Annotated in this window: 22 protein-coding genes and 1 tRNA gene; 12 read left to right on the plus strand and 11 right to left on the minus strand. The window is 63.1% G+C overall.

Annotation, left to right across the window (positions count from 1 at the left end):
• Window positions 1–43 precede the first annotated feature (43 nt).
• The 7 genes from P9875_RS06295 (at window position 44) to P9875_RS06325 (ending at window position 8,001) form a co-directional block, all read left to right on the plus strand.
• On the plus strand, window positions 44–1,336 hold the full coding sequence (locus P9875_RS06295; protein WP_423221819.1) for a paraquat-inducible protein A: 1,293 nt from the start codon (window positions 44–46) through the stop codon (window positions 1,334–1,336).
• Complete coding sequence (locus tag P9875_RS06300) at window positions 1,329–2,960, plus strand: intermembrane transport protein PqiB (RefSeq protein ID WP_278317863.1); 1,632 nt, start codon at window positions 1,329–1,331, stop codon at window positions 2,958–2,960. Before P9875_RS06295 ends, P9875_RS06300 begins: the two co-directional genes overlap by 8 nt.
• Window positions 2,957–3,553 carry a PqiC family protein gene (locus tag P9875_RS06305; RefSeq protein ID WP_035825051.1) on the plus strand — a complete coding sequence of 199 codons (597 nt, stop codon included), beginning with the start codon at window positions 2,957–2,959 and terminating at the stop codon, window positions 3,551–3,553. Before P9875_RS06300 ends, P9875_RS06305 begins: the two co-directional genes overlap by 4 nt.
• Window positions 3,554–3,600: 47 nt before the next feature.
• Window positions 3,601–4,011 (plus strand): DUF2946 domain-containing protein, encoded by a 411-nt coding sequence (locus P9875_RS06310; protein ID WP_233516250.1) that lies wholly within the window; start codon window positions 3,601–3,603, stop codon window positions 4,009–4,011.
• Between the two features lie 77 nt (window positions 4,012–4,088).
• Window positions 4,089–6,212, plus strand: a complete 2,124-nt coding sequence (locus P9875_RS06315) for a TonB-dependent receptor family protein (RefSeq protein WP_278317864.1) — start codon at window positions 4,089–4,091, stop codon at window positions 6,210–6,212.
• 8 nt (window positions 6,213–6,220) lie between these two features.
• The gene (locus tag P9875_RS06320; protein ID WP_278317865.1) at window positions 6,221–7,561 is read left to right on the plus strand and encodes a PepSY-associated TM helix domain-containing protein; all 1,341 of its coding nucleotides are present in this window, start codon (window positions 6,221–6,223) and stop codon (window positions 7,559–7,561) included.
• A gap of 56 nt (window positions 7,562–7,617) precedes the next feature.
• Window positions 7,618–8,001: a hypothetical protein gene (locus P9875_RS06325; protein ID WP_278317866.1), complete on the plus strand. Its 384-nt coding sequence runs from the start codon at window positions 7,618–7,620 to the stop codon at window positions 7,999–8,001.
• Window positions 8,002–8,007: 6 nt separating this feature from the next.
• On the opposite strand, the gene P9875_RS06330 is transcribed toward P9875_RS06325, so the two are convergent.
• Window positions 8,008–8,922, minus strand: coding sequence for a LysR family transcriptional regulator (locus P9875_RS06330; protein ID WP_035828665.1), 915 nt, complete (start codon window positions 8,920–8,922; stop codon window positions 8,008–8,010).
• A 102-nt stretch (window positions 8,923–9,024) separates the two neighbouring features.
• Here P9875_RS06330 and P9875_RS06335 point away from each other — a divergent pair, with 102 nt between their 5' ends.
• From P9875_RS06335 to P9875_RS06350, 4 genes are all read left to right on the plus strand, one after another.
• Window positions 9,025–10,134: a muconate/chloromuconate family cycloisomerase gene (locus tag P9875_RS06335; protein ID WP_278317867.1), complete on the plus strand. Its 1,110-nt coding sequence runs from the start codon at window positions 9,025–9,027 to the stop codon at window positions 10,132–10,134.
• Window positions 10,135–10,287: 153 nt separating this feature from the next.
• The gene (gene catC, locus P9875_RS06340) at window positions 10,288–10,578 is read left to right on the plus strand and encodes a muconolactone Delta-isomerase (protein ID WP_278317868.1); all 291 of its coding nucleotides are present in this window, start codon (window positions 10,288–10,290) and stop codon (window positions 10,576–10,578) included.
• Between the two features lie 11 nt (window positions 10,579–10,589).
• Window positions 10,590–11,393, plus strand: a complete 804-nt coding sequence (pcaD, locus tag P9875_RS06345; RefSeq protein WP_278317869.1) for a 3-oxoadipate enol-lactonase — start codon at window positions 10,590–10,592, stop codon at window positions 11,391–11,393.
• Between the two features lie 138 nt (window positions 11,394–11,531).
• Window positions 11,532–12,929 (plus strand): sodium:solute symporter family protein, encoded by a 1,398-nt coding sequence (locus P9875_RS06350; RefSeq protein WP_278317870.1) that lies wholly within the window; start codon window positions 11,532–11,534, stop codon window positions 12,927–12,929.
• Window positions 12,930–12,931: 2 nt separating this feature from the next.
• On the opposite strand, the gene P9875_RS06355 is transcribed toward P9875_RS06350, so the two are convergent.
• The 10 genes from P9875_RS06355 to P9875_RS06400 all read right to left on the minus strand — a co-directional run bounded on the left by P9875_RS06355 (window position 12,932) and on the right by P9875_RS06400 (window position 23,973).
• Window positions 12,932–13,855: a Na/Pi cotransporter family protein gene (locus P9875_RS06355; protein WP_051959398.1), complete on the minus strand. Its 924-nt coding sequence runs from the start codon at window positions 13,853–13,855 to the stop codon at window positions 12,932–12,934.
• A 34-nt stretch (window positions 13,856–13,889) separates the two neighbouring features.
• The gene (locus P9875_RS06360; protein WP_278317871.1) at window positions 13,890–15,284 is read right to left on the minus strand and encodes a GntP family permease; all 1,395 of its coding nucleotides are present in this window, start codon (window positions 15,282–15,284) and stop codon (window positions 13,890–13,892) included.
• Between the two features lie 208 nt (window positions 15,285–15,492).
• Complete coding sequence (locus P9875_RS06365) at window positions 15,493–15,852, minus strand: hypothetical protein (protein ID WP_278317872.1); 360 nt, start codon at window positions 15,850–15,852, stop codon at window positions 15,493–15,495.
• Between the two features lie 271 nt (window positions 15,853–16,123).
• Window positions 16,124–17,044, minus strand: coding sequence for a fatty acid desaturase family protein (locus tag P9875_RS06370; RefSeq protein ID WP_278317873.1), 921 nt, complete (start codon window positions 17,042–17,044; stop codon window positions 16,124–16,126).
• A gap of 10 nt (window positions 17,045–17,054) precedes the next feature.
• The gene (locus P9875_RS06375) at window positions 17,055–18,173 is read right to left on the minus strand and encodes a hypothetical protein (RefSeq protein WP_099400745.1); all 1,119 of its coding nucleotides are present in this window, start codon (window positions 18,171–18,173) and stop codon (window positions 17,055–17,057) included.
• The gene (locus tag P9875_RS06380; RefSeq protein WP_341353818.1) at window positions 18,170–18,829 is read right to left on the minus strand and encodes a hypothetical protein; all 660 of its coding nucleotides are present in this window, start codon (window positions 18,827–18,829) and stop codon (window positions 18,170–18,172) included. The genes P9875_RS06375 and P9875_RS06380 overlap by 4 nt, the downstream gene beginning before the upstream one ends.
• Window positions 18,830–18,884: 55 nt before the next feature.
• Window positions 18,885–19,877, minus strand: a complete 993-nt coding sequence (locus P9875_RS06385; protein WP_176390451.1) for a hypothetical protein — start codon at window positions 19,875–19,877, stop codon at window positions 18,885–18,887.
• Window positions 19,878–19,894: 17 nt separating this feature from the next.
• The gene (locus P9875_RS06390; protein WP_278317874.1) at window positions 19,895–20,917 is read right to left on the minus strand and encodes a glycosyltransferase; all 1,023 of its coding nucleotides are present in this window, start codon (window positions 20,915–20,917) and stop codon (window positions 19,895–19,897) included.
• Window positions 20,918–21,748: 831 nt separating this feature from the next.
• A tRNA-Pro gene (locus P9875_RS06395) sits at window positions 21,749–21,825 on the minus strand.
• 54 nt (window positions 21,826–21,879) lie between these two features.
• Entirely contained in the window at window positions 21,880–23,973 is a 2,094-nt protein-coding gene (locus P9875_RS06400; RefSeq protein ID WP_278317875.1) for an AsmA family protein, read from the minus strand.
• A gap of 121 nt (window positions 23,974–24,094) precedes the next feature.
• On the opposite strand from P9875_RS06400, the gene P9875_RS06405 reads away from it, so the two are divergent.
• Window positions 24,095–24,448 (plus strand): ArsR/SmtB family transcription factor, encoded by a 354-nt coding sequence (locus tag P9875_RS06405; protein ID WP_200880310.1) that lies wholly within the window; start codon window positions 24,095–24,097, stop codon window positions 24,446–24,448.
• The last annotated feature ends 6 nt before the right edge of the window (window positions 24,449–24,454 follow it).

Below are 24,454 nucleotides of genomic sequence, written 5' to 3' on the forward strand. Positions count from 1 at the left end.
CACTGTGCACCGATACGACCTGATTAGCTGTCATGACTGCGGCGTGTTGTACCGCAAACGTCCGCTGCGTCCACGCGAAAAGGCGCGCTGCATCCGTTGCCGCTCGGTGTTGTATCGCGGCGCCCACGCGCGCGGCGCATCGGCCGAATTGAGCAAGGTGGTGGCGCTCACCCTGGGCGCCGCCTTCGTCTTCCTGATCGCCCAGTTTTTCCCCATCGTCGAACTCGACGTCAATGGCCTGACCTCCAGCGCCACCCTGCTCGGTTCCATCCGCGTGCTGTGGTCCGAGCAAATGCACATCGTGGCGACGATGGTCTTCCTGTTTACCATACTCTTTCCCGCCATCGAACTCGGTTCGCTGCTGTATGTGGCGCTGGGCTTGCGCGGCGGCGTCAAGGTGCCGGGCTTTAACCGCGTGCTGCGCGCCGTGCAGACGGCGCGCGAATGGGGCATGACGGAGGTGCTGATGATCGGCATCCTGATCACCGTCGTCAAGATGACCAGCCTGGCCACGGTGCTGCCGCAACCGGGGCTGTTCGCGTTTGGCGCGCTGACCCTGATGCTGGCCATCGTCGTCTCGTTCGACCCCAAGGCCCTGTGGAACCTGGGCGACGACCTGACCCGCCAGGCGCTGCCCGGCATCCGCTACAAGGCCTTCGCACCGGGCGAGAAGGTCTTGCCCTGCCATGCCTGCGGCCTGGTGGCGCCGCCGCTGGGCAAGGGCAAACACCTGGCGTGCGTGCGCTGCGGCACGGCCCTGCACGTGCGCAAGCCGGACAGCATCAACCGCACCTGGGCCTTGCTGATCGCCGCCATGATCCTCTACATTCCCGCCAACCTGCTGCCCGTGATGGTGACGCAATCGCTGTTCGGCGCGCAGGACGACACCATCATGAGCGGCGTCGTGCTGTTCTGGACCAGCGGCTCGAAGGGCCTGGCCATCATCATTTTCATCGCCAGCGTGGTCGTGCCGATGCTGAAGCTGGGCGTGCTGGCGCTGCTGGCGTTCACGGCGCAGCGGCGTTCGCGCTGGCGGCCGCGCCAGCGCACCATTTTGTACCGCATGGTCGAATTCATCGGCCGCTGGTCCATGCTCGACATCTTTGTCGTCACCCTGACGGTGGCGCTGGTGCGCTTCAAGTCGCTGGCCGTGATCACGGCCGGACCCGGCGCGCTGGCCTTTGGCGCCGTGGTGGTGCTGACCATGCTGGCGGCGATGCAGTTCGACCCGCGCCTGATCTGGGACCCCGTCGACGACAAGGCGGCCGAGGATGAAAAACGCAGCAGCGCAGAAAATACCGGAGACAATACAGTGATTGGAGAACAGCATGGCTGACAACGAAACGGGCGACCTTGCCGAAACCGGCGCGCGGCCTCTGCCCGAACCCGACGTGGATCCGGCCAGCCGCTGGCTGCCGTCGCTGGTGTGGCTCATTCCGCTGCTGGCCGCGCTGATCGGCGCCGGCCTGGCCGCCAAGTCCATCCTCGACCAGGGACCCACGGTGACGGTCAGCTTCAAGAGTGCCGAAGGCCTGGAGCCGGGCAAGACCAAGGTCAAGTACAAGGATGTCGATATCGGCCAGGTGCGCGCCATCACCCTGGGCGAGGACTTGAGCAAGGTGCTGGTGACGATCGACATGAGCAAGGAAGCGCGCCGCTTCGCCACCGCCGATTCGCGCTTCTGGGTAGTGCGCCCGCAGATCGGCGCCAGCGGCGTGACGGGACTGGGCACCTTGCTGTCGGGCGCCTACATCGGAGTCGATACGGGCAAGTCGGAAGCCAAAAAGGAAAACTTCATCGGCATGGAGAGCCCGCCCGCCGTGGCCGGTGACCAGAAGGGCAAGCTGTACACCCTGCATGCGGACAGCCTCGGTTCCGTCGACGTGGGTTCGCCCCTGTTCTTCCATCGCCTGCGCGTGGGTAAGGTGGTCAGCTTCGCGCTGGACAAGGATGGCAACGGCATCACCATGTCCGTTTTCGTGAATGCGCCGTACGACCAGTTCGTCGGCAAGAACGCGCGCTGGTGGCATGCCAGCGGCGTCGACGTGCGCTTGGATTCCAACGGCTTCAAACTGAATACGCAATCGCTGGCCGCCATGCTGGTGGGCGGCATCGCCTTCGAGGCGGAAAATGGCCGCAAGCCCGAAGAGCCGGCGCCGGCCAATACCAATTTCCGCCTGGCGGCCGACGAGGCCAGCGCCATGCGCGAACCCGATGGCGAGGCGATCACCACCGTATTCTATTTCGACCAGTCGCTGCGCGGCTTGCAGCCTGGCGCCACGGTGGACTTCCGCGGCATCGTGCTGGGCGAGGTGCGTTCGGTCGGCATCGAGTTCGATCCCGTGAAGAAGAACTTCCGCATGCCCGTCACCGTCAACCTGTACCCGGCCCGTCTGGGCATGCGCTTCAAGGCCGCCGTCGACGATGAGGAAGGCTCGGCCGGGCACCAGCTGCTCGAACGCATGGTCAGCCGCGGCTTGCGCGCGCAGCTACGCACGGGCAACTTGCTCACCAGCCAGCTGTACATCGCGCTCGACTTCTTCCCGAAAGCGCCGAAGGTGGCGCTCGATCCGAACAGGTATCCGCTGGAAGTGCCTACCGTGCCCAATACCCTCGATGAACTGCAGACGCAGATCGCCAGCATCGCCCGCAAGCTCGATCAGGTGCCGTATGCGGAGATCGGCAACAACCTGAATGCCACCATCAAGCAGGCCAATACCCTGTTCAAGCAGCTCGATGGCCAGGTGGTGCCGGAAATGCGCGATACCCTGACGGCGGCGAAACAGACCTTCGGTTCGGCCGAACAGGTGCTGCAGAAGGATTCGCCGCTGCAGTCGGACGTGCGCCAGGCCTTGCAGCAGCTGACGCAAACCCTGCAATCGCTCAATGCCTTGTCGGATTACCTGGAACGTCATCCCGAGTCCCTGATCCGCGGTAAAAAAGGAGATGAAAAAAAATGATGAAACCAATTTTTTCCGCGCTGCTGGCGGCCAGCCTGCTGGGCGCCTGCTCCACGCCCCAGCCCGAGCATTTCTATACGCTCAGCGGCGGCGCCGATGCGCAGCCGGCCAAGCCCGTCAAATACTATGTCGAGGTGCTGGCCGTCAGCGTGCCGCAGCAGGTGAGCCGCAACCAGTTTGTTGTGACGGCGCCGTCGGGCCGCATCGAATTGCTGGAGCAGCAGCGCTGGGCCGGGCCGCTGGCCGGCGAAATCGGCCAGGCCCTGTCGACGGCCGTGACGAACGACCTGGGCGCCATCGATGTGTTCCGCACGCCGCATCCGGACAACTTGCCCGTGTACCGCATCAGCACCAATGTGCAGCGTTTCGAGTCGGTGATGGGCCAGTATGCGCTGATCGACGCCGTGTGGAGCGTGCGCCAGCTGGCCACCAGCAAGGTGGTGACGTGCCGCACGATCGCCAATGAAAAGGTGGGCGCCGGCTACGATGAACTGGTGCTTGGCCATCGCCGCGCCGTGAACCGCATCGCCGCCGATGCGGCAAGTGTCGTGCGCGCTTTTGACAACGGCAACGCCGCCTGCCCGGCCGCCTGAGCGGCATTGCGCTACCCAGTCCCGGCGGCCGCTGGTAAAATGCGGCCATGGGAATGACCTTGTTCACGCGCCGCTTCGCCGCCTGGATCGCCTGTTTCGCGATCCTGCTGGCGGCGCTCGCGCCATCGATTTCCCAGGCCGTCGCCAACGCCAAGCAGGAGTCCGGCTCCGGCTGGGCCGAAATCTGCTCGGTGGCCGGCATCCGCTTCGTCCAGCTTGTGCAGGCCGATGATGACGGCGCTGCCGACGAAAAATCCGGCGGCAAGGCCATGCAGATGGAGCATTGCGCCTTCTGTTCCACGCATGCGGGTTCCGTCGGCCTGCCGCCGACGAACCCCGTGCTGCCGCTGCCTGTGGCCAGCGGCACGGCCATTTTCCCGGCCCTGTACTACCAGTCCCCATCCCCGCTGTTCATCTGGTCCACCGCGCAATCGCGCGCGCCGCCCGCCCTCGTTTAAGTTTTTGCCTTTCCAATGCTGGCGCTGTCCACCTTGCGGTGTGACGCGCCGCATCCGCACACTTATACGAGAATCACATGAACAAGACATTATTGGTGTTGGCCGTCGTCATCACCGTGGCTTACCCTTGCGCGCAGGCGCAGCAACCTGAGCAAACCGACCACGCCATCGACACCGTCGTCGTTTCCGGCTCGCGCGCGCAATCATGGCTGTCCGAGACGCCGCAGGCCATCGGTGTCGTCAACGCCAAAACCCTGGAGCGTGACAAGCCCAAGACCATGGGCGATATCCTCAACCGCATCGCCGGCGTGTACTGGAATGACCTGGGCAACGAGCAGCACAGCATGAGCATCCGCCAGCCCATCGGCACGAATGCCGTCTACCAGTACCTGGAAGACGGCATCCCCATCCGTCCGCTGGGCGTCTTTAACCATAACTCGCTCAATGAAATGAACATGGCGGGGGCCAGCGGTGTGGAAGTGGTGAAGGGCGCCGCTTCTTCGCTGTATGGCAGCAATGCGGTGGGCGGCGCCGTCAATTTCCTGACGGCCGGCGCCAGCGCCACGCCGACGGCCAAGGTGGGCGTGCGGCGCGACGGCGTGGCTGGCTTTACCCGCTACGATACGTCCGCCAGCGATACCTGGGGCCCGCTGGGACTGCGCTTTTCTCATTATAGTTCGCGCCGTTCGCGCGACAACTGGCAAGAGTACAGCTATGGCGACAAGGATTCGTTCTCGCTGCGCGCCGACTATGCGCTCAGTCCCACGTCGCAGCTGCGCGCCACCATCGTCCACACGGATCTCGATGCGGCCATGACGGGCAGCCTGTTCGAAAACGATTACCGCAATAATCGCGGCAAGAGCCTGAACACGTTCACCTACCGCAAGGACAAGACGACGCGCATGAATCTGGCGTGGGAGGGCGCGACGACGGCCAATGGCACGAGCACCGTCACCGTGTTTACGCGCAAGAACGACCATGGGCAGATTCCCGCGTATTCCATAGGCAGTTGCGCGGGCATGCTGTGCAAGGGCGTCATCAACAACAACCACGTCGATTCGCTGGGGCTGGACGTGAAGCACCAGCAGGAATTCGCGTGGCTGCGTTCGCGCCTGATCGCCGGTGTTTATGTGGACAAGAGCGACAATCCCTTCGTCAGCGACAACCTGTCCATCGTGCGCGATGCGGCCACAGGCCGCTACCTGCGCTATTCGCTGGCCAATGCCAGCAATCCGCAGGGCGTGCGCGACTACCAGACGGACATCCTCAACACGGCCGTCTTCGCGCAATGGGAGTTCTCTCCGCTGCCTGGCACGCGCGTGGTGCTGGGCGGCCGCTCGGACGCCATCCGCTACGACTACCATAATCATCTGGCGCCGGGCGGCAGCGTCAATTACGGCGCGCCCGACGAGTCGCGCAGCTTTTCGCATGTGAGCCCGAAGCTGGGCGCCACCTACGCCATCGGTCCTGCGGGTAGCGCGTATGCAAACGTCAGCCAGGGCTTTACGCCGCCCGAAGTGAGCCAGCTGTATGGCAAGACGGGCATCGCCGACCTGCAGCCGTCCGTCTACAACAACTATGAGCTGGGCTTGCGCTGGGCTTTCCTGCAGGGTCGTTTGAAACTCGACACGGCCCTGTACCGGCTTGACGGGCGCGACACCATCGTCAGCTATACGGTCTCGCCAGGCAACAGCGAAAACCGCAATGCGGGCCGCACGCGCAGCGAAGGGCTGGAGCTGGGCCTGAACTACGACAGCGGCCCGTTCGACGCGCGCTTCGCCACGGCCATTGCGCGCCACCGCTACCTGCGCTACCAGGTATCTGCCACTCTCGATTACAGCGGCCGCGCCATGCCGCAGGCGCCGCGCGACATCACGTCGATCGAGATCGGCTACAAGCCCGTGGCCGGCGCGCGTATCGCACTTGAAGCCGTGCACCAGGGCCGCTACTGGATGAACAACGCCAACACGGTGGAATACAAGGGCCATGCACTGCTGAATGTGCGCGCCAGCTACCAGCTCGCGCGCGGGCTGGAAGCGTGGGCGCAGGTGCGCAACCTGGCAGATAAACGCTATGCCGATTCGGCCAGCAGCAGTTACGCGGGCACGGGCAGCTACGCGGCCAATACGCAGAACCAGTACACGCCCGGCGCGCCGCGCAGCGTGATGCTGGGCCTGGGCTATACCTTCAACGCACTGTGAGGATGGCCATGGACGATTTCACCTTTCTCATCGCGCGGCGTAAAAGCCTGTACTGGCGCATCCACTTCTGGGCCGCGCTGATCGCCTCGCCGTTTGCCCTGGTGGCCACCCTGACGGGCATGTTGTATGTGTTCACGCCGCAGATCGAGGCCAGGCTGTACCAGCACCTCGATCATGTGGCGCCGCAGGACTCGATGCTGCCGCTGGACGCCGCCGTGACGGCGGCCGAACGGGCCGCGTCGCGCGGCTGGACGGTGCAGCACGTGGTGCCGCCGTTTCAACCGGATGACGCGGTGCAGGTGGCTTTTGCGCCGCCCGGCGGCGCGCAGGATGAACATGCGGGCCATGGCGGACATGCCGCGCCGGCCAAGCCGAAGTTTGGCCTGCCCGCGCAAGCCATCATCGTGTATGTGAATCCGTATGACGCGCGCGTGCTGGGCAGCCTGGCCAGCAGCGAGCGCTTTGGCAACTGGGCGAAAAAGCTGCATTCGCGCCTGCTGCAGAATGATGGCTGGCGCTGGATGATCGAGCTGGCGGCCAGCTGGCTGATGGTGATGCTGGTGACGGGTGTGGCCCTGTGGTGGCCGCGCGGCGCGCAATCGGGCTTGCCGAAGCGGGGCGCGCGGGGCCGCAATGGCTGGCGCCAGTGGCATGCTTTTCTTGGCGTGGCGCTCGGCATCGTCAGCGCCGTGATCCTGACGACAGGGCTGACGTGGAGCCAGCAGGCGGGCGGGCGCATCCGCGCGCTGCGCGATGTCAGCGGCCAGGCGCCGCCGCCCGTGCCGCGCAGCCTGCATTCGACCGAGGCGGGTGCTCCGCTCGACTGGCAGGATGCGTGGCAGGTGGCGCGCAGCCATGCGCCCGCCATCGCCGTGCAATTGACGGCGCCGGCCAGCCAGGACGATGTGTGGCGCGTCACCATGGCCGACCGCAGCCAGCCCACCTTGCGCTTTGATCTGCAATTCGATGCCTACAGCGGCAAGCCTTTGTACTATGCGGGCTGGGAAGCGCAGACGGCGTTCGGCAAGGCCACGGCCATCGGCATTCCATTTCACCGCGGCGAATTCGGCTGGTGGAACCAGGCCTTGCTGCTGCTGTTCGGCGCCAGCGTGCTGTTCTCGCTGGTGTCGGGCTGGGTGATGTTTTTCAAGCGGCGCTTGCCAGGCTCGCTGGGTTTGCCCAGGCTGCTGCCGGGCGCCTGGAGCTCGCCTTCCGCGCTGGCCTGGCTGGCGGCGGCCGTCATGTGTGCGCTGATGCCGCTGCTGCTCGTTTCCGGCGCCATGCTGTTGTTGCTGGAGCTGCTCCTGGCGAAATGCGGTGCGCGTATCGGCAGGATGCGACTGCGCTAGAATAAGGGGTGCGGCCAGGCTCGTTGCCATGGGCCGCCCCCTTGTAACGGCTGAACATGGTATTCATCGACTTTCCCGCCTTGTCCGCACTGGCCGCCGCGTCGGCGCTGGTGACCAAAAAATGCAGCTGCTGCGCCGTCCCGCTGGATGCATGGCAGCGCCTTCCCACTTCGCTGGAGCTGGACCGCTTTGAAGAAATCGGCACCTTGCGCGAAGACCCGTACGAAGAACCGACGTTTGCCGAATACCACCCGCATGGCACGCGCTATGACAGCGTGGACGCGCCCATCGCTCCGCGCTACTATCCCGCGAACCTGAGTCAGGTGGCCCGCTGCCTGAACTGCGGCCGCCACTACCTGCGCTACAACGAAGCGGGCGGCTATTTCACGGAACTGCGCATTCGTGCGCTGCGCCCGGCATTGCTGGCCGACGCCGCGTAGTGACGGCTACAGGCTTTCCTTGACGTGCGCGATGCCGTGTTCATCGTAGATCGAGTACACGGCAGCGAGGAGGTTTTCCAGTTCGGGCGAGCGGTCCATATGCCGCATGCTGAATAAAATGGGCGAGAACGCGTGCTTGTCGTCCAGCTTGCGGTACACGACGTTCCGGTGATGCATGGCCTGCACGCTTTCCGGCACGATGGAGATGCCCTGGCCGGCCGCCACCAGTCCCATGGAAATCTGCAGCTCACGCACTTCCGTGACGGGGCCGGGCGTGACATTGCCTTCGCTGAACATGGCCAGCACCTGGTCGGCAAAGCTGGGGCGGGGCGCTTTCGGATACACGAGCAGGGTTTCGTGGACCAGGTCAGTCAGGCGCAATCCGCCTTCCCCCTTGGCCAGCCGGTGGCCCGGCGGCAGGGCCACCACCAAGCGCTCTTCGCGCAGCAGGATGCGGCGGATGCTGGGGTCCTCGCTTTTCAATCGTCCGAATCCCACGTCGATGCGGCCTTCCTTCAGGGCCTTCAACTGCTGCACCGTCGTCATTTCATGCAGGCTCACGTCGACCTCGGGATGACGTTCGCAAAAGCGGTGCACGATGTCGGGCAATTCCCCATACAGGGTCGAGGCGACAAAGCCGATCGACAGCGTGCGTTCCAGCTTGCCGACACGCTGCGTCATCGCCTGCAGGTCGCGCACCTGGTCGAGCAGTGGCCGCGCATGGGCGAGGAAAAACTCGCCCGCTTCCGTCAGCCGCAAGGGCCGTGACCCTTTTTCGATCAGTGCCACGCCCAGGATTTCTTCCAGCTGCTGCATCTGCCGGCTCAGCGGCGGCTGCGCGATGTGTAGGCGCGCGGCGGCCCGCGTGAAGTTCCTTTCCTCTGCGACCGCAACGAAGTAGCGCAAGTGCCGTAATTCCATCTTCATACCTTTCAGGTATAGGTTTGATACCAACTCGGTGTTGGACGTGGGGAGATTCGGGGCATATCGTGTCACCACTCCACAGAATTATACGGAATAAATATGATTCAAAATATCGAGACCTACCTGGTCGATGTGCCAACCATTCGCCCGCACCGCATGTCCGTCGCCACCATGAATACGCAAACCCTGGTGCTGGTGCGCCTGCGCTGCGCCGACGGCATCACGGGCTGGGGCGAGGCGACCACCATCGGCGGCTTGGGCTACGGCGGCGAAAGCCCGGAAAGCATCAAGACGAATATCGACACCTATATCGCGCCGCTGCTGGTCGGCATGGAAGCGAGCGAGGTGGCCAAGGCCATGGCCAGGGTGCGCAAGGTCATCCAGGGCAACCGCTTCGCCAAGTGCGCGATCGAAACGGCCCTGCTGGACGCGCAGGCGCGCCGCCTGAACGTGCCGCTGTCGGAATTGCTGGGCGGGCGCGTGCGCGATGCGCTGCCCGTGGCCTGGGTGCTGGCCAGCGGCGACACGGCGCGCGATATCGCCGAAGGCGAAAAAATGCTGGAACTGCGCCGTCACCGCATCTTCAAGCTGAAGATCGGCCTGCGCGACGTGATGGATGACGTGGCCCATGTGCTGGAGATCAAGCGTGCGCTGGGCGAACGGGCCAGCGTGCGCGTCGACGTCAACCAGGCCTGGAGCGAGACGGACGCCGTGCGCGGCATCGCCGCGCTGGAAGCGGGCGGCATCGACCTGATCGAACAACCAGTCAAGGCGGGCAACCGCGCCGCGCTGGCGCGCCTGAAGCAGCGCTTCGACGTGGCCATCATGGCCGATGAAGCCTTGCATGGCCCCGCCGATGCGCTGGCGCTGGCGCAGGCCGATGCGGCCGACGTGTTTGCCGTGAAAATCACCCAGTCGGGCGGCTTGCTGCCGGCGCTGGAAGTAGCCACCGTGGCGCGCCTGGCGGGCGTGGGCCTGTACGGCGGCACCATGCTCGAAGGCGGCGTCGGCACGGCCGCCACGGCCCACGTGTGCTCCACGTTCGCGGAACTGGCCTGGGGCACGGAGCTGTTCGGGCCACTGCTGCTGACGCAGGAAGTCTTGCGCGAGCCGCTCGTGTACCGCGACTTCATGCTGCAGGTGCCGACAGGGCCGGGCCTGGGCGTCGAGATCGATATGGACAAGCTACGCGCCATGCAGCGCGTCTGAGGACGCCTATCAAAACCTACTGCGCGTCGTGATTTACGGTCTGCGATGCTCACTGTACCTTCGTACAGTTGCGCTTCTCGACCGCAACTCTCTTCCGCTCGCTACGGTTTTGTTAGGCGTTGTAAGTGCCTATAAAAATCTTAAGGAGAAACCATGTTATTCCATGTACGCATGAACGTGAACCTGCCATTGAGCATGCCCGCCGAGCAGGCGGCGCAGCTCAAGCAAACGGAAAAGGCACTGGCGCAGCGCCTGCAGCACGAGGGCAAGTGGCGCCACCTGTGGCGCATCGCCGGTCAGTACGCCAACGTCAGCGTCTTCGACATGGACAGCGTGGACGAGCTGCACAACTTGCTCACTTCCCTGCCTTTGTTCCCCTACATGCAGATCGACGTGATGCCGCTGTGCCGCCATCCCTCGTCCGTGCGCGACGACGATTCCTGAGGAGACATCTAATGACGCAGATAGGCAACGACACTGTCGGGAAAACGTGCGCGGTGGACGGTATTCGCTTGCATTACCGCACGGATGGCGAGCGCCGCAAGCCTTGCCTGGTCCTGTCGAATTCCCTCGGCACGGACCTGTCCATGTGGGAGGCGCAGGCGGCCGCGCTGAGCGACGACTTTTTTGTCGTGCGCTACGATACACGCGGCCATGGCCAGTCGGCCAGCGGCGGCGCGCCGTTCGGCATCGAGCGGCTGGGGCAGGATGTGGTGGCGCTGCTCGACCATCTCGATATCGAACGCGCCGCCTTCTGCGGCATTTCCATGGGCGGCTTGACGGGCCAGTGGCTGGGCATACACCAGCCGCGGCGCTTGACGCACCTTGTGCTGGCGAATACGGCGGCGCGCATCGGCGGCGCCGCGCCGTGGCAGTTGCGGGCGGAGCAGGTGCGCCGCGACGGCATGGCTGCGGTGGCCGAGAGCGCGGCCGCGCGCTGGTTCACGCCACAGTTCATCGAACGCGAAGCGTACACGGTGGCGCGCCTGGCCGGCATTTTGCTGAGTCAGGATGCCGGCGGCTATGCAGCCTGCTGCGACGTGCTGGCCCAGACGGACTTGCACGACGCCGTCGGCACGATCGCCGTGCCGACCCTGATCATCGCGGGCGAGTACGATCCCGTGACCACCATCGACGACGGGCGCTGGCTGCAGCAGCAGATCGCAGGTTCCCGCCTGGCCAGCCTGCCCGCTTCGCATATCTCGAATATCGAAGCGGCGGACTTGTTTACAGAACAGTTGCGGACTTTTTTAGTGTGAGGCTTGCTGTACCGTATCGGTACGGCGGGAATGTGGTTTTCCTCTGAGCAGCGTCGCCGGCAAGACTGGCATGCGGCATGCGGCAGGGGAAGCTTTCTTGAAAAATAATAATAAGAAAAGCAGACTTGGAGTAGACGGATGGAAAACAGATTGATCATCATCGCCGCGGTCACGGTGGGCTATTTCGCCCTCATGTCGTACATTACCTATAGCGTGCGCAAGCATGCCAACAGTGCCGAGGGCATGACGGCGGGCGGGCGCAATTATCCCGCCTTCCTGATCGGCGCCTTGCTGCTGTCGGAATTCATCGGCAGTTCCGTCAGCATCGGCACGGCCCAGAAGGGCTATGAACTGGGCATTTCCGCCGCCTGGAATCTGGTGGCGCTGTCGCTGGGCTTTTTCCTGCTGGCCATCGTGCTGGTGAAAAAATACAAGGAAAGCGGGCAGTCGACGATTTCCGGTATCCTCGCGCAAACGTATGGCGAGCCCGTGCGCTATGCGGCGTCCATCCTTACCATCGTCGCGCTGAGCATCGTTGCCGTGGCCCTGTATGCGAGCGGCGGCGCCGTGCTGGCGGCCGTGCTGCACATCAACAAGACGGTCGCCATTTTGCTGGTCGGCGCCATCACCGTGATCTATGTCAGCCTGGGCGGCATGCGCTCGGTCGTGTACACCAATTTCGCCCACTCCATCGTCAAATACCTGGGCGTGATCCTGGCGCTGGCGTATGCGCTGGAAGCAACGGGCGGCATCGGCGCGTTGCAGGCGCAGCTGCCGGCCAAGATGTTCAACTGGGTCGAGATCGGCTGGGGCCAGATCATCGCCTGGATGATCGGCGGCATCGGTTCCATCTTCGCCACGCAATACGTGATCCAGGCGCTGGTCAGCACGGACAATCCGGCCGTGGCCAAGCGCGCCTGCTATTACGTGTCGTCGCTGATGATCCCGTTCGGCCTGATGGCGGCCCTGATCGGCATGTGCAGCGCCGTGCTGTATCCGGGCATGAAGTCGATCGACGCGTTTCCCACGATGATCGCCCACATGCCGGCATTTTCCGCCAGCATCATGATCGTCGGCCTGGCCGGCGCCCTGTTCGGCGGTATTTCCGCCACCACCCTGGCATCGGCCACCCTGGCCATGAAGGATTTTTATGATCCCTGGTATAACAAGGCGAAGAACGACGCGAAATCGCTGATGTTCCTGCGCATCGCCATCGTCGTGGCCGGCCTGCTGCCGCTGGTGCTGGCGCTGTATGCGGAAAAACTGCTGATGATCGCCTTCCTGGGCAAGGCCCTGCGCGCCACCCTGGCCGTGCTGGTGCTGATGGCCTTCTATGCGCCGAAATTCGGCACGCCGCGCGGCGCCTTTGTCGGCGTGATCGTCTCGGTGATCGCCACGATTGGCTGGTTCCTGGCTGGCAATCCGTACGGCGTGGACAGTTCCTACCTGGCGCTGGCCGGTCCGCTGCTGACCATGGGCATCAGCCACCTGTTCAAGCCGGCGCAGACGACAGGCGCCGCGCCGGCCGTGAAATAAGCTCAGGCCGGTGCCGCCTTCAGCCAGCGCATCAGGCGCGGCTGGAGGTAAGGCAGGAACACGAGGAAACACAGGCCCACGCACAGGTTGAAAATCAGGTGGGCGGCCGCCACGGCCGTGCCGGCCAGCGGCAGCAAGGCGTCCGACAGGGCGGGGATGAAGGGGAAGAAGGCCAGCGCGCCGGCCAGGTTGAAGAGGAAATTGGCCTTGGCCGTGGCTTGCGCGTTGGCGCTCATCTGCAGGCTCGACAGCAGCGCCGTCGAGGTGGAACCGACGTTGGCGCCCACGACGATGGCGATTGCCGCCTCGGCCGGGATCAGCTGGTGCTGCGTCAGCACGATGGCCAGGCCGGTGGAGACGCTGCTCGATTGCACCAGCGCCGTAAATAGCGCGCCCATCAGCAAGGCGATCCACGGTTCGCGCGCCTGCGCCAGGGTATCGACGAACCACGGCTGCGCCTGCAGCGGCTTGAGTTCGCTCGAAATCAGGTCCAGCGCGAAAAAGATCAAGCCAAAGTAAAACGCCGCCTTGCCCAGCGCCTGTATCTTGCTGGGCAGGCTGGAGACGAGGGCGCCGGCGATGATGAACAGGGGGCCGATGCCCGTCAGCTTCATCGACACCAGCCAGGCCGTGGCCGTCGTGCCGACATTCGCCCCCAAGAGGATTGCCAGGCTGCCCGCAAAGCTGATCACTTGCGCATCGACGAGGGCGACGGCCAGCGCCGTCGTGGCGCTGCTCGACTGCACCAGCGCCGTGGCGATGGCGCCGACGAGAAAGCCATACCAGCGGTTGGTGGTGACCCTGGCCAGCCAGGCTTGCATGCCCGCGCCGCCCATCGCTTGCAGTTCACGGCTGAAAGCTTGCAAGCTGTACAAAAACAGCACCACGGCCGAGACCGCAGCGATCAATACCTGGAAATGATTCATGGAGCGGTGCGAGTGAGCGTCGGGGAAGACGCGATCATACCAGCCCTGTCAGGTAGTAAATACCGATTACTAAAAACACGGCTACCGTCTTGATGACGGTGATGCCGAAAATGTCGCGGTAGGACTGGCGGTGCGTGAGGCCCGTGACGGCCAGCAGGGTGATCACGGCGCCATTGTGCGGCAAGGTATCCATGCCGCCGCTGGCCATGGCCACCACGCGGTGCATGACTTCGAGCGGAATATGCGCCTGCTGCGCGGCCTGGATAAAACTGTCCGACATGGCGGCCAGCGCGATGCTCATGCCGCCCGAGGCCGAGCCCGTGATGCCGGCCAGGGTCGTGACGGACACGGCCGCGTTGACGAGCGGATCGGGCACGCTGCGCAAGGTGTTGCTGACGGCAAGAAAGCCGGGCAGGGCCGCGATGACGCCGCCGAAGCCATATTCGGACGCCGTATTCATGGCAGCCAGCAAGGCGCCGCCCACGGCCGCCTTGGTGCCCTCGGCAAAGGCGGCGCGGATGCGCCCGAAGGCGGTAATGCAGACGAGCAAAATTCCCAGCAACAAGGCGCCTTCCACGGCCCAGATACCGGTCACGGAGGCTATCGACGTCGACACGGGCGCATGCAAGCCGGGCAGGGCTTCGGCGGTGAGCACGTAGCTGTCGCCATACCATTGGGGAATCAGTTTGGTCAGCGCAAAGTTGGCCACACCGACCAGCACCAGAGGCGCCACCGACAGCAGCGGATGGGGCAAGTCGCCCACGTCGGCCGTGGCCTTGTCGGTCTCGGCCCCATAACCTTCGCCCGTCGCCATGACGGAGCGCCTGCGCCATTCGAGGAAGGCCAGTCCCATGATCACCGTCAGCACGGCGCCAATAGTGCCCAGCCACGGCGCGGCCCAGCCGGTGGTGTTGAAAAAGGTGGTGGGGATGATGTTCTGGATCTGTGGCGTGCCTGGTAAAGTGTCCATGGTGAACGAGAACGCGCCCAGGGCGATGGCGCCCGGCATCAGCCGCTTGGGAATATTGCTCTGGCGGTACAGCTCGGCTGCGAACGGGTAAACGGCAAACACCACCACGAACAGCGACACGCCGCCGTAAGTCAGCGCCGCGCACACGGCCACGATGACGGCATTCGCGCGCGCACTGCCGATATAGCGAATGGCGGCCACGACGATGGACTGTGAAAAGCCGGACAGTTCAATTAGTTTACCGAACACGGCGCCGAGCAAAAAGACGGGGAAATACAGCTTGATAAATCCCACCATCTTTTCCATGAAGATGCCGCTGAAGACGGCCGGCACGGCGGACGGATCGGTGAGCAGCACGGCACCGAGCGCGGCGACGGGCGCAAACAGGATCACGCTATAGCCGCGGTAGGCGGCCAGCATCAGGAAGGCCAGTGCGGCCAGAACTATCAGGAAAGACATCGGTCAGGCCTTTGCGCGAGAAGTGTTTAATTAATCAACTATTTAATTAATATCACACTTCGCGGGCGCACGCTAACGCGCGGGTAAAGGTGCCTGAAGATTGCGCAGACAAGGAGACAAGAAGACAATGTGGCTTTGGATAAAAGTATTCGAATTCCCTTCTGCCTGTCTTAAGCCTGCTTTGGCTGGTGGACTTCCTTCGAATTAATTACCAAGCCATGCCTCTCAATGCTTCCCCTAGCTGATGCATAAAAATCAAGAACCGCACCACGACAATGAGTGTTGCAATAAAAAGCAATCCATACTGTTCGCCTATAGTTATTCTTCCTGATTTCCCCAGCTTGACCCATGCCAAAATAAACAGGCCCAGAGCGAGGCATGCAAGTGGGATTTTCAGCGGCCGGTCATTGAAATCAGGCACGCTGATACCGGTGAATATCCCAATCAACTCAGTCGGGTGATCGATCAGGAGCAGGAAAAAGGCGAGGATCGGGAGAAATCCGATGAGCAGTCCAAGGAGATAGGCTTTCTTCTTGCTTGCCGCTTGCTCCGGCGGATGGTTCATCATGGCTTGGACGTCTTCTCAGAAATTTATATCAACCAGCGACGCAGACTTGTCACGCGAATTCAGATAAGGAAGGATGCCGATGGCATTTCAGGATGCTGGTCGGGGTGGGAGGATTCGAACTTGCTTATACGTTGAAAAGCAAAGAAAATCCGATACGCCGACATGGTCGGGCCGCGGCAATTCCACTTGGCGCGACTCCACCGTCAGGGTATTCAAAATTAAATCAACGCTTAGCTCAGACATTGATCGTGTTCGAATGCAAAGCATGCGGTCAGTGTTCAGCAATTTGCTTGAGTTGGCTGACGTCTCTCAGCACCTGTCCATACGATCGATACAAGTTGGCCGCCGGCAGGCGGCCTTGTTGCGCCATTAGCGCATGCACCTGCTGCAGGCGATAGAAGGGTACGTGTGGATATTCATGATGCTCGATATGGTAATGGATACGATGCGGTCCGACGAAAAAAGTTTGCCAGCTGCGCCGTACGACGGTACGCGCACTGAATCGCTGATCTTCCGACGCCCGGTAGCCCGCGTGCTCGGTGATCGCGCGTATGCGCCCGAACAGCGGTAGCAAGGTCAGCGCTGGTAAGATCCAAAGCCCGAAATACAGCGCTGCATGTCCCGCTGCCGCGAGCAGGCCGATCATCACGCCCTGTACCGCAACGATGCTGGCGATTGCGTAGAACCTCTTGCTGTGGCCGGCAGCCTTATGCGGATTGCGGCCACGCAGCCTGGCGCGCACCAGATTGCGCGCGCTGAGGAAGTATCCAATGCCGGTGGCATCTTTGAACAAACGCCACACCAATTCCCTACGCGTCACGGGGTAGTCGTCGATGCCGAATATGGTGGCGACCGGATCGTCGGCTACCATCGGTGCACGGTGATGCTGCAAGTGGCCGCTGCGATAAAAATCCATCACCAGCAGAAGTGGCGCTGCCGCGAACAGTTGGCCTGCGATGTCGTTCAGGCGCCGATGCGACAGCAGGGTACCGTGAGCGCTTTCATGCATCAGAACGGCTAGCGCGAGCTGGGTGCGGGCGACCAGGACCGCGCTTAGCACGAACACCAGCGGATAGGGAAAGCGGATAGCCGCGGCGAAGCAGGCAGCAATCAGCGCCCAGTCAAGCGCGACGGCGAGTAGTGCGCGCGGATTGCTGATCGTTGTGAGATGCGCCGGTAATGGGGGCCTCATGATGGACGCCTCATCGGTGGACAGACCGCGCGGCCAGCTCGTACAGCACCGCTACCCAGCTCTGCAGGCGTGCGCCGGCTACCGCGCGGCCGTCCGGCGCAGGCAAGGTGGGGGCGCTTTGTAGCAGATCGGCGCACGCGCTGCACAGGTCTTGGGCGAACGTTGGCGCGTCGCCGCGCCAGACGACGATGCGATGCGCCAGCCCCAGCGCCGCCGCGCGCGCTGCGTTGATTTTCTGCTCCGGCTGCTCGGTTAGCACCAGAACGATGGGCCGACCGTAGACCAGCGCCACCGACAACGCCGCCATGCCGGGCGCCGAGACGATCAGGTTGCTGGCGGCAGCTTGCCGCACCCAGTCGGCGTCCTGCGCCTTCCATCGCGCGCGTCCGGCATAGCCCTCGCCGACCAGCGTTGCGTGCATGCCGGCGAGGAGCAAGCCGGTTTCGATCCCATCGGCCAGGCAGGGGTCTCGGAAATGGGGATTGAGGTAGACGGCTGCGCATGCCTGCACGCGCGGCACTGCGGCGTCAAACAGCGCGGCCACAACGACCGGAGTCGGCAGGCGGAATGTGGCGCCGTCGCAAGTCGCCTCGTAGCTGAAGTCGTGCTCAATGCGCGCTAAGCTGGCGTTGATCTGCCATCCGACGATGCGATGGAACAGGCGTGAGAGGATAGCTGGTAGTCGCCCGGAAAAATTGTTTTGAACCGCCTGCCGCAAGCTGGTGCCGTAGATGTGTACCACCTTGCCCCGCCATGCCGGCATGCAGCCCATGAACAGCAATGCCGGGTGAAATGAGTCGTTGATGATTAAGTCTGCGCTGCGCAGAGCGATGCGTAGTTGCATCATGTCGCGGCACATCCGCGACGGTCGAAACAGATAGTTGGCGATATTTGCGTCGGTTTCTGCGGACAGCATGTTTTGCCGGGTGTCAAACTGGACTGCGTAGTGGCGCGACAGCACTTGCGCAGTGATGCCGAATCCGGCCAGGAAAGCGACGCCTTCGTCCGATGTGGTCAGTACATCGACATCGGCGCCGTATTCGCGTAACGCATGCGTGAGTAGTTGCGCGCGCATCAGGTGACCGCGGGCGTCGGCCGTTGCCAGATAGGTCACCTTGATGGTGTTCATGGACGTGCGGGCCACAGCCGCAACGCGGCGCCGGCCAGATACATGATGAGCGCGCTGGAGACGCCCCAGGCACGATCGATGGCGCGAATCTCATCGAGCAGCGATGCCAGGCTCCCGTGTTCGGACGGCAGCACCAGACGTGCCAGCGTATGCTGGCACAAGCGAACGTGGCGGTCTTCATCGCTCAGCACACCAACCAACAGGGGATATAGCGGATGAACTGTGCCAATCAGCGCGCAATGGCGCCGCAGAACGCGGGTGAACGTCTGTTCGGCGCACAAGCCGATAGCGAACGCCGGGATGAGGTGGCCTGCGGAAAAGCTGCTACTGTAGCGATGCGCGAGTGTGCGCCATTGCGCGATCTTGCGTAGGGTGAGCGCATCGGGGCGCGCGGACAAAGGCACCGGCGCTATCCCGCCCCGCGCCGTTAGCGCAGCCGCAAACAGCGAAGCATGACGCCGTTCGTCCGCCAGGTGCTTTTCCATTTGTCGCGCCAGCCAAGCCGGCGGCTGGCCCAGCAGGTCAGACTGCAGCGCGATTTCGCTGGCCTCCTCGCCTATCAGGTAGATACGCAACAGCAGCCGTTCACCGGCCACGCTGGCATGCAGTTGGCGCAGGGCGGCACGCTTGATGTGGTCGACCCAGCGCGCCTGCATGGCCGGCAAGCCGCATAGTGGCGGCGCTGCCAAGCGGGCCGGCAGCGGCCATCCATCAGCGTGCAAGCGCATCGCCCGCCGCCAGCTGATTGCCCAGCACGAGCCCGATAAAGCTTTGCTGCAGGAAAGCCGCCGCCGCATTGCCGGCCCCGGCAAAGGCCTGTTGCTGGTCGCCGTAACGCAGGTAGCCCTGGCCGTGCACGGCGCCGATGGTCAGCTTGTCGCGCGCGGCGAAGCCACGCTTCATCAGCGGCTTGAGCAGCGGGTGGTCGCTCAGGCCGTACAGGAACAGTTCGCGCTGGACCACTTGGTTGGGGATTTTGCCGGTCAGCGCTTCGAGCTCGAATGACCAAGTGCCGTGCGCCAGCAGGGCGCCGGCGTTGCCGGCGCTTGGCGGATCGCTGTGCAGCCGTGCGCGCATCACAGGCTTGGCTACCTTACCTGCACCGAGCGTGATGGTGATGTCGGGATCGCCCGGCTTCGCGCCGCGGTTGTCACGTACCTGTACCAGGTGGCTGGACAGGCGCGCGGCCAGGGCGGGATCGGACACCAGCTTTGTGGCTTGCTCGAACGATACCAGCACACGTCGGCCACTTGCTGCCGGCACGTCCACCAGATAGGGGTCGATACGTACCGCGCTGAATGCCCCCTTGACCGGTGTATGCGCATGGCTGCTGACTGACCAACTGTCTCCGGATTTGCTCAGTATCAGGTGGACGCTGACCGGTACGCGGCGGCCCGCTTCGTCCAGTGCCGAGCCTTGCAACAGCACGTCGCCGACGATGGTCTTTTTGCCATAACTGCGGGCGTTGTTGAAGTGAATCTGGTACGAGCTGGTGTCGACAGCTGCCGTGGTGGCCTGGTCGTCGAGGCCGATGCGGTTACACATCTCGGCATGCGTGTTCACCTCGGGAAGCGGGCAGCCGCTGGCTGATGCAAAATAATGAACGCCACGCCCCTCCAAGTCGGTGGCGCGGGCGCTACCGGTCAGCGCCAGCAAACTCAGGGCTGCCCATTGCAAAGTGGTGTAGGAACGGTGCAAGGTCATGGTAGGGTTTCCCGTGGTTAGCGTTCATGGTAGGACAGCGATTGTGCGTCGGCGCCCTCGGCGGCAGCGCTGCGGATGCCGAGGCCCCGGCACAGTGCGCCAAGCATGTCCAGCCCGGAAAAAAACCCGATCAGAACGACGGCCGACACCCAGCGCAGGCCGCGCACCGGCGTTGCATCCTGATGGTTGAGTGCGTGCAGGCTGTACCACAGCCGCGCCGTCAGCACACAGAGCGGTCCGACAGGGCCGCTATTTGCCAGCCATTGCATGGACCGTGGCAGATAGGTGCGCACCAGGTGGGGCGTCAAGCCGAGCGTGTCCTGTCCGCGCATCCAGCGTAATTTGAACAGCTCGAAGCGGGTATCGGGCAGCTTGTGCACGGTGTGCGCCCGCACGGCGTAGTGCAGAGCCACGCCTGCGGCTTGGAGACGCAGGGCCAGCACCTGACAGTGCGCGCGATACACGCCGTCGAGTGGCTGATAGCGGTGCTGCGCGAACAGCTCGCGCAAGAACACCACGTTGTTGGCGTAGAAGTTGCGCGTCGCGCGAGCTAGCAGCTGGCTGGGGAAGTACATGAAGTCAATCGTGGTTAGGGCGGTGCCTGCCACAGTGGCAGCGTAGCTGGTGCGGCCGGCCACCACTGCCGGTGGCGCTGCGTCCGTCAGCGGCGCGATCAGCTGTTCAAGCCAGTCTTGTTCGGGCTTGCAGTCGGCGTCGGCGAAGCAGACGTAGTCGCAGCGGTCGGCATGGACGGCGTCGAAACCGTCGTTCTTGGCCTGGTAGTAGCCGGTGCTGGCATGGATCCGCACGAAGTCGATGTCGCGGCCCGCCAGGCGCTCCGCGCTTGTGCGAATGCGCTCGCACAAGCCGTCGTGCGTGACGATCACTTGCGCGAGTGCGCTTAGTGCGACGCTCTGTTGCGCCAGCAGGCCGATCACATGCAGCAGGCTGGCGCCGGCCGCATCCAGGCCGGCGCCGCCGCGCAGGTTATTCGTCTCCAATACCAGGGCGGTACGCGCGGCAACATGTTCATGCGGCATATTGTTTTCCATTGCCCAAACAAGACGAGGGCCGTTAATTGGTCAAATCGGCGCACCGTTACGCGGCCAGCCTCTCAACTCTGCCCGGATGAGGCTGCTAACCAAGCCAAGCTGCAGACGTACGGATTGTCTATTCCGAGATACCATTTTGCTTTGATAGTTCCGAACCCATCTTGTTTTTGGACAATATCATCATTAGTTTCTTCGGGGTATTTAGGGGATCAGCTTACTTCCGTCATGCTGGCGAACGGCGGGCGAGGTGAATCATGGAACACCTGTCCTCACGGCTGTATTCTGGTTCGAGCAGGCTGATGCAGTGCTGTTGACCTGGCAATGTTTGCCTCTACGACTATCAGTCGAAGCCGGCCGATTGGCGCTGGGTGCGATTCCGGCCAGACCGAGCCTGGGGATTCCAGTTGAGATTGTTTATGCGTTGTGTCGCGCTGCTGACGAACCTGTTGGGCTCGTTCGAGTGGACGGTCAGAGCTCTGTGTCAAACTACTATGAAACAACTTCATCATGCCAATTCAGGAAATTGTACGTAAGTGCGCTACTTACTCCCATTTTTCATTGCTGATCATTTGGCATCCAGAATCGGCCTCCATCAATTCAAGGAGTCAGAACCATGCAAGAGGGCGAAACGAGCCTCGTGCTCGACGCGACGAACATGCCGCCTCGGGCCAGCCAATCTGCCGTTTGTCGGCGGCCACGGCGAACCGATACTAGAAGTGGAACACCGAACAGCTACGCTAATTTGCCACTAACGGACTAAAAATGACAAAGCCCAGTAGCTGTGGCTTTTCTAAGTTCTTGATTTGCAAAAAAGAAATTTGGTCGGGGTGAGAGGATTCGAACCTCCGGCCTCTGCGTCCCGAACGCAGCGCTCTACCAGGCTGAGCCACACCCCGCTTTTCTTTATTACAGCAGATGGCGGGGCGGGTTTCAAGCGGCTGCATCAACCTCTATTTCTTTTCCTGCTGCGCCTTCTTGATCTCCGCTTCGCTGACTTTTTTTGCTGGCGCATTCGTCGCCGGCGAAGTCGGGGCCTTGCGGGTGGCGTTGGCTTGCGCCATGACGGCGGCGCAGTCCGTGTCGGGGGCTTTGTCGACGTTGACCAGCGGCAGCAGGGCGGCCAGTGGCGTGACGACGGTGGCCAGGGCTACGGCGGCGCCCGCTTTCAGGGCCAGCGGACCTTTTTGCGGGCCGACGGCCGGGTTCTTGAACGTGCCTTTCGCGTACAGCGGCGTGCGCAGGGTGATGATGCGGGCGCCCTTGGTGCGGGGGCGCACGTCGAGGTCCAGGGTTTCGGTGGCCAGGTTGACGTTTCCCGTGACATTCACGACGGCCGTGTCCGTATCGAGCACGAAGCGGCGCACGTCGGCCTGGCCATTCGTGACGGCGAAATCGCTGGCCAGGCAGTTCAGGTGGACTTGTTTGTCGCCAAAGATTTTCACGAAGACGGCGTTGGCCAGGTTCAGGCCGGCCAGTTCCAGCATGAACTGGCTGACGGAGCCTTCGCTGACGGTGGCCGCCAGTTCGCCATTCGCGCTGGCCAGCATGGCCGAGACGGAATTGCCGTGGCCCGTCAGCGCCGCGTCGCCATATACTTCGCCGAAGCTCGCTTGCATCGATTGCAGCTTGGGAAACAGTTCGCGAATTTTGAGGTGGCGCGCCGCCACCTTGGCTTGCGCGGCGATGGTCTTTTGACGGCCATCGAGCGTGATGTTCGAGGTGATGTTGCCGCCGGCCATGCCGAAGTTGAGCGGCGTCAAACTCAGCACCTTGTCTTTCATGTGGATGTTGGCAACGACATTGTTGAGCGGGATATCGTGCGTGCGCACCAGTTTCTTGCCCGTGAATTTCACGTCGGCGTCGAGCGCATTCCATTTGGCCGTGTTGAACTGTTCCACGGGCAAGGCTTTGTTATCGGGTTGCACGGGCGCCTTGCCGCGCGCCTGTTTCCGCGCATTGCTGTCGGCGCCGATGGTGGGGCCCAAGTCTTCCAGGCGCAGTTGCTGCGACGTCACTTCGCCGCGCAGCAGGGGGCGCGGCTGGCGCGGCAAATATTGCAGGGTGCCAGCCAGGTCGCTCTGGCCCACCGTGCCCTTGAAGTTTTGATAGGTCCAGTTCCAGCTGGCGCCGTCCTTCTTGCCCAGCAGGCGGCCCTTGGTCGCGTAGTCCGGCGTTTCCGGCAGCAGTACGCCCGTCAGCGGATACAGGTCGGCCATGCTGGCGCCGGCCAGGCTCAGCTGCAAATCGATGCCCGACAATGAGCGTGGATCCGTCAAGGTGCCGTCGATGCTGGCCTTGTTCTTGCCCAGCACGGCATGCGCCTGCACGGGATACACGGTGTTGTTGTCGGTCAAGGACAGCACCGCGCCGGCCTTGCCGCCGCCCGTCACGGGTGCCTTGCGGTAGCTGCCGCCCAAGGTGAAGGCGATGCCGTATTTCTGCACGGGAGCGTTGCCTGGCGCATCGCCGGGCGTGGCGTCGGGCGCCGTCGAGCTGACCTTGGCGTGCACGTCGAGGGCGATGCCTTCGTCGAGGTAGCGGATGACGCCGTCGCCGAAGGCCATGCGCTGGATTTCCACGTCCCATGCCGAAGGGCCGTTGTCTTTCAAGGTCCAGCTGTTGCTGCCATCGGCGCGCCGCTGCAGGGCAATGTTGGGAGAGGCTAGCGCCAGGTCCGTCAGCACCACGCGATGCTGCAACAGGGGCAAGGGATGGATGGCCACGTCGATGCGTTTCGCGCTGGCCAGTTGCGGGCCGGCCGTCGCCCAGTCCGGGTTGCTCATGCGCACGTCCTGCGCGCTGATGACGGGGCGCGGCACGTAGCGGCGCCAGCCCGGTTCCGTTTTCAGGCCTTGCTGCCATTTCACCTGCAGATCGCCGCCGATGACGAAGGTACGGCCCGTGCTTTCCGACACCTTCTCGTTGATGTAGGGGCGGGCGCGGTTCCAGTCGAAGGTCAGCACGAAGATGGCCACGATGGCGATCAGGGCCAGCAGGGCGGCCAAGCTCCAGCCGAGGATTTTGAGCGGGGTTGAGCGTGTCATGGGGATGCCAATCGCAGTGATTTTTTCTTCAAGATAGACCGATAGACCATGACAGTCGGTGCGCTGGGTTACGTAAGAGGTGTCGCTTGAAACGATTCAATAATTCGACTATTATTGAAATATGGAAAATGAAAAGACAATCGCAACGCAAACTGCGCCATTGACGAGTGCGGCCGCCATCGCAGCCCTGGCTGCGCTGGCACAAGAATCGCGGCTGGCCGTGTTCCGCCTGCTGGTGCAAGCGGGGCCGGAAGGCATGGCGGCGACGAAAATCGCCGAAGCGCTGGCAATCGCGCCCTCGTCGCTGTCGTTTCACCTGAAAGAACTGGCGCACGCCAATCTGGTGACGGCAAGCAAGGCAGGGCGCTCCATCATCTATGCCGCCAATTATGCGGGCATGAACGGCTTGCTGGCTTTCTTGACCGAGAACTGCTGCGCTGGCGCGCCTTGTTGCGTCAGCGAACCCACTAACTGAAGGACA

Origin of the sequence: Janthinobacterium rivuli (assembly GCF_029690045.1) — a bacterium.
Classification (GTDB): domain Bacteria; phylum Pseudomonadota; class Gammaproteobacteria; order Burkholderiales; family Burkholderiaceae_D; genus Janthinobacterium; species Janthinobacterium rivuli.

Bases quoted from the DNA above. Each gene is read 5' to 3' on its own strand.
- P9875_RS06300 (WP_278317863.1), top strand. From the start codon at position 1,329: ATGGCTGACAACGAAACGGGCGACCTTGCCGAAACCGGCGCGCGGCCT.
- P9875_RS06305 (WP_035825051.1), top strand. From the start codon at position 2,957: ATGATGAAACCAATTTTTTCCGCGCTGCTGGCGGCCAGCCTGCTGGGC.
- P9875_RS06310 (WP_233516250.1), top strand. From the start codon at position 3,601: ATGGGAATGACCTTGTTCACGCGCCGCTTCGCCGCCTGGATCGCCTGT.
- P9875_RS06315 (WP_278317864.1), top strand. From the start codon at position 4,089: ATGAACAAGACATTATTGGTGTTGGCCGTCGTCATCACCGTGGCTTAC.
- P9875_RS06320 (WP_278317865.1), top strand. From the start codon at position 6,221: ATGGACGATTTCACCTTTCTCATCGCGCGGCGTAAAAGCCTGTACTGG.
- P9875_RS06325 (WP_278317866.1), top strand. From the start codon at position 7,618: ATGGTATTCATCGACTTTCCCGCCTTGTCCGCACTGGCCGCCGCGTCG.
- P9875_RS06330 (WP_035828665.1), bottom strand. From the start codon at position 8,922: ATGGAATTACGGCACTTGCGCTACTTCGTTGCGGTCGCAGAGGAAAGG.
- P9875_RS06335 (WP_278317867.1), top strand. From the start codon at position 9,025: ATGATTCAAAATATCGAGACCTACCTGGTCGATGTGCCAACCATTCGC.
- catC (WP_278317868.1), top strand. From the start codon at position 10,288: ATGTTATTCCATGTACGCATGAACGTGAACCTGCCATTGAGCATGCCC.
- pcaD (WP_278317869.1), top strand. From the start codon at position 10,590: ATGACGCAGATAGGCAACGACACTGTCGGGAAAACGTGCGCGGTGGAC.
- P9875_RS06350 (WP_278317870.1), top strand. From the start codon at position 11,532: ATGGAAAACAGATTGATCATCATCGCCGCGGTCACGGTGGGCTATTTC.
- P9875_RS06355 (WP_051959398.1), bottom strand. From the start codon at position 13,855: ATGAATCATTTCCAGGTATTGATCGCTGCGGTCTCGGCCGTGGTGCTG.
- P9875_RS06360 (WP_278317871.1), bottom strand. From the start codon at position 15,284: ATGTCTTTCCTGATAGTTCTGGCCGCACTGGCCTTCCTGATGCTGGCC.
- P9875_RS06365 (WP_278317872.1), bottom strand. From the start codon at position 15,852: ATGATGAACCATCCGCCGGAGCAAGCGGCAAGCAAGAAGAAAGCCTAT.
- P9875_RS06370 (WP_278317873.1), bottom strand. From the start codon at position 17,044: ATGAGGCCCCCATTACCGGCGCATCTCACAACGATCAGCAATCCGCGC.
- P9875_RS06375 (WP_099400745.1), bottom strand. From the start codon at position 18,173: ATGAACACCATCAAGGTGACCTATCTGGCAACGGCCGACGCCCGCGGT.
- P9875_RS06380 (WP_341353818.1), bottom strand. From the start codon at position 18,829: ATGCAGGCGCGCTGGGTCGACCACATCAAGCGTGCCGCCCTGCGCCAA.
- P9875_RS06385 (WP_176390451.1), bottom strand. From the start codon at position 19,877: ATGACCTTGCACCGTTCCTACACCACTTTGCAATGGGCAGCCCTGAGT.
- P9875_RS06390 (WP_278317874.1), bottom strand. From the start codon at position 20,917: ATGCCGCATGAACATGTTGCCGCGCGTACCGCCCTGGTATTGGAGACG.
- P9875_RS06400 (WP_278317875.1), bottom strand. From the start codon at position 23,973: ATGACACGCTCAACCCCGCTCAAAATCCTCGGCTGGAGCTTGGCCGCC.
- P9875_RS06405 (WP_200880310.1), top strand. From the start codon at position 24,095: ATGGAAAATGAAAAGACAATCGCAACGCAAACTGCGCCATTGACGAGT.